1 protein-coding gene is annotated in these 3,314 nt (G+C 66.4%); it reads left to right on the top strand.

Features of this window, described 5'->3' with window-relative positions; translation table 11 throughout:
• Positions 1-3,314 (top strand): response regulator (locus tag ACLL81_RS08845; RefSeq protein WP_411287975.1); only part of this gene is annotated, 3,314 nt, incomplete at both ends.

The following is a 3,314-nucleotide window of genomic DNA, read 5'->3' as shown; positions in this document are numbered from 1 at the left end:
ATCCTCGCGCTGAAGAACACCGTCAACACGATGGTCGATCAGCTCAACGGCTTTGCTTCCGAAGTGACGCGCGTCGCGCGCGAGGTCGGCACCGAAGGCAAGCTCGGCGGCCAGGCGCAGGTGCCCGGCGTGGCCGGCACCTGGAAGGACCTCACCGACAATGTGAACTCCATGGCCGCCAACCTGACCGGCCAGGTGCGCGGCATCGCCGACGTGGTGACCTCGGTGGCCATGGGCGACCTGAAGCGCAAGCTGACCCTCGACGCCAAGGGCGAGATCGCCTCGCTGGCCGACACCATCAACGGCATGATCGAGACCCTGGCCACCTTCGCCGACCAGGTGACCAACGTGGCCCGGGAAGTGGGCTCCGAAGGCAAGCTGGGCGGCCAAGCCCGGGTGCCCGGCGCCGCCGGCCTGTGGCGCGACCTAACCGACAACGTCAACGAACTGGCCGCCAACCTGACTACACAGGTGCGCGCCATCGCCGAGGTCTCCACCGCCGTGACCAAGGGCGACCTGACCCGGTCGATCACCGTCGAGGCCTCCGGCGAGGTGGAGGAGCTGAAGAACAACATCAACGAGATGATCCGAAATCTGAAGGATCAGACGCTGAAGAACACCGAGCAGGACTGGCTGAAGACCAACCTCGCCCGGTTCACCCGCATGCTGCAGGGCGAGCGCGACCTCTCCACCGTTTCTAACCTCGTGCTGTCGGAACTGGCGCCGCTGATCAACGCCCAGCACGCGGTCTTCTACGTCTCGGACCGCGACGACGAGGGCCAGACCGTCCTCAACCTGGCGGCCTCCTACGCCTTCAACAACCGCAAGCACCTGGCCAACCAGTTCCAGCTTCGCGAGGGCCTGATCGGGCAGTGCGCCTATGAGAAGTCGCGCATCCTCTTGACCAACGTGCCCTCGGACTATGTGCAGGTCTCGTCCGGCCTGGGCGAGGCGGCGCCCGCCAACATCATCGTCCTGCCCGCCCTCTTCGAAGGCGAGGTGAAGGCGGTGATCGAGCTGGCCACCTTCGGCGAGTTCAACGAGACCCAGCAGCAGTTCCTCGACCAGCTGATGGAATCCGTCGGCATCGTGCTCTCGACCATCGCCGCCAACATGCGCACCGAGGGCCTCCTGAAGCAGTCGCAGCTGCTGACCTCCGAACTGCAGGCGCAGCAGGAAGAGCTGAAGAAGACCAACGACCGCCTGGAGCAGCAGGCCGCGAGCCTGCGGCAGTCCGAAGAACTGCTCCGCGCCAAGCAGGAGGAGCTACAGCAGACCAACGCCGAGCTGCAGGAAAAGGCGCACCTGCTGTCGGTGCAGAACCAGCAGGTGGAGGCCAAGAACCGCGAGGTGGAACAGGCCAAGATCGCGCTCGAGGACAAGGCCGAACAGCTCGCGCTCACCTCAAAGTACAAGTCCGAGTTCCTGGCCAACATGAGCCACGAGCTGCGCACGCCGCTGAACAGCCTGTTGATCCTGTCCAAGCTGCTGGCCGACAACACCCAGGGCAACCTCACCGACAAGCAGGTGGAGTTCGCCCGCAACGTCCACGACGCCGGCACCGACCTGCTCAGCCTGATCAACGACATCCTCGACCTGGCCAAGATCGAGTCCGGCACGGTCACCGTGGATGTGGGCGAGATGACCTTCGCCAGCCTGCGCGACCAGGTCGACCGCACCTTTACCCAGGTCGCGGCGGACAAGGAGCTGGCGTTCAAGGTGGAGCTGGACCCGGCGCTGCCGAAGTCCATGTACACCGACGACAAGCGGCTGCAGCAGATCATCAAGAACCTGCTCTCCAACGCCTTCAAGTTCACCGAGCAGGGCCGGGTGACGCTCAGGGTCGCCCGCGCCAACGGCGGCTGGCACTCCACCAACGACCACCTCAACACCGCCGGTCAGGTGCTCGCCATCTCGGTGGAGGACACCGGCATCGGCATCCCCATCGACAAGCAGCGGATCATCTTCGAGTCCTTCCAGCAGGCCGACGGCACCACCAGCCGCAAGTACGGCGGCACGGGCCTGGGCCTGTCGATCAGCCGCGAGATCACCCGCCTGCTGGGCGGCGAGCTGCGGGTGGAATCAAAGCCGGGCGAAGGCTCGATTTTCACCCTCTACCTGCCGCTGAACTACAGCCCGGCCCAGGCCCCCTCGGCCAGCCGCCTGGCGCAGATGCCGCAACTGTCGCGGCCGATGCTGATGCCGTCGTCCTTCTCGGACGAGCCGGTGGAGGCCGTGGCCGACGACCGCGACGTGATCGGGTCGGACGACAGCGTGGTTCTGATCGTCGAGGACGATCCGCGCTTCGCCTCAATCCTGCTGAGCCTGGTGCACGACAGCGGCTTCAAGGGCGTGGTCACGGGCGAGGGCGGCGCAGCCCCGTCCCTAACCCGCCGCTTTGGCCCCGACGCCATCATGCTCGACATCGGCCTGCCGGACATGGACGGCCTGGCCCTGCTCGACCTCCTGAAGCGCACGCCGGAGACCCGCCACATCCCCGTCCACGTGATCTCCGCGGACGACCAGAAGGGCCTGGGCCTCTCCATGGGCGCCTTCGGCTTCACCCACAAGCCGGTGGAGCGCGAGGTGGTGGTCTCGACCCTGCAGGGGGTGAAGACTTTCATCGACAAGGCCGACCGGCGGATCGTGCTGGTGGGTGCGGAGGGCGCCGCCGCCGAGGCGCTTCGCAAATGCTTCACCCAGGTCGAGCTCACCGGCGACCTGGCCGCTGTGCTCGCTCTGCCGGTGGCCGAACGTCCCGACGGCCTGATGATCGAGGCCTCGGCCCTGCCGGCGGCACAGATCGTCGATCTGCTGAAGCAAGCCGAGGGCCGCTCGACGCCGGCGGTGGTCTACGCGCCGGATGAGCTGCCCGCCGAGGATGACCGCCGGCTGCGGCTGGCCGTGTTCGGCGGACTGGTGCGGATGGCCCGGACGACAGATCAGCTGGTCGAGCAGACCAGTCTCCTGTTGCACGAGCCGATGGACAAGATGTCGGCGCCGGCCAAGGCCAAGATGTACCAGAACAAGCACGAGGATGCGGTGCTGGCCGGACGCAAGGTGGTGGTCATTGATGACGACATCCGCAACATCTTCTCGCTCGCCTCGGCGCTCGAGGAATACGGCATCGACCTGTCCTACGCCGAAAGCGGCCGGGCGGGGCTGGAGGTGCTCGACGCCAAGCCGGACGTCGATGTGGTGCTGGTCGACATCATGATGCCGGACATGGACGGCTACGAGACCATCCGCGAGATCCGCTCCCGTCCGGGCCTGGCCACCCTGCCGGTGGTCGCCGTCACCGCCAAGGCGATGAA

It is taken from the genome of Phenylobacterium sp. (genome assembly GCF_046590535.1).
Classification (GTDB): domain Bacteria; phylum Pseudomonadota; class Alphaproteobacteria; order Caulobacterales; family Caulobacteraceae; genus Phenylobacterium.
The sequence above is the reverse complement of the archived record's forward strand: the minus strand, read 5'-3'. Positions and strand labels throughout refer to the sequence as shown.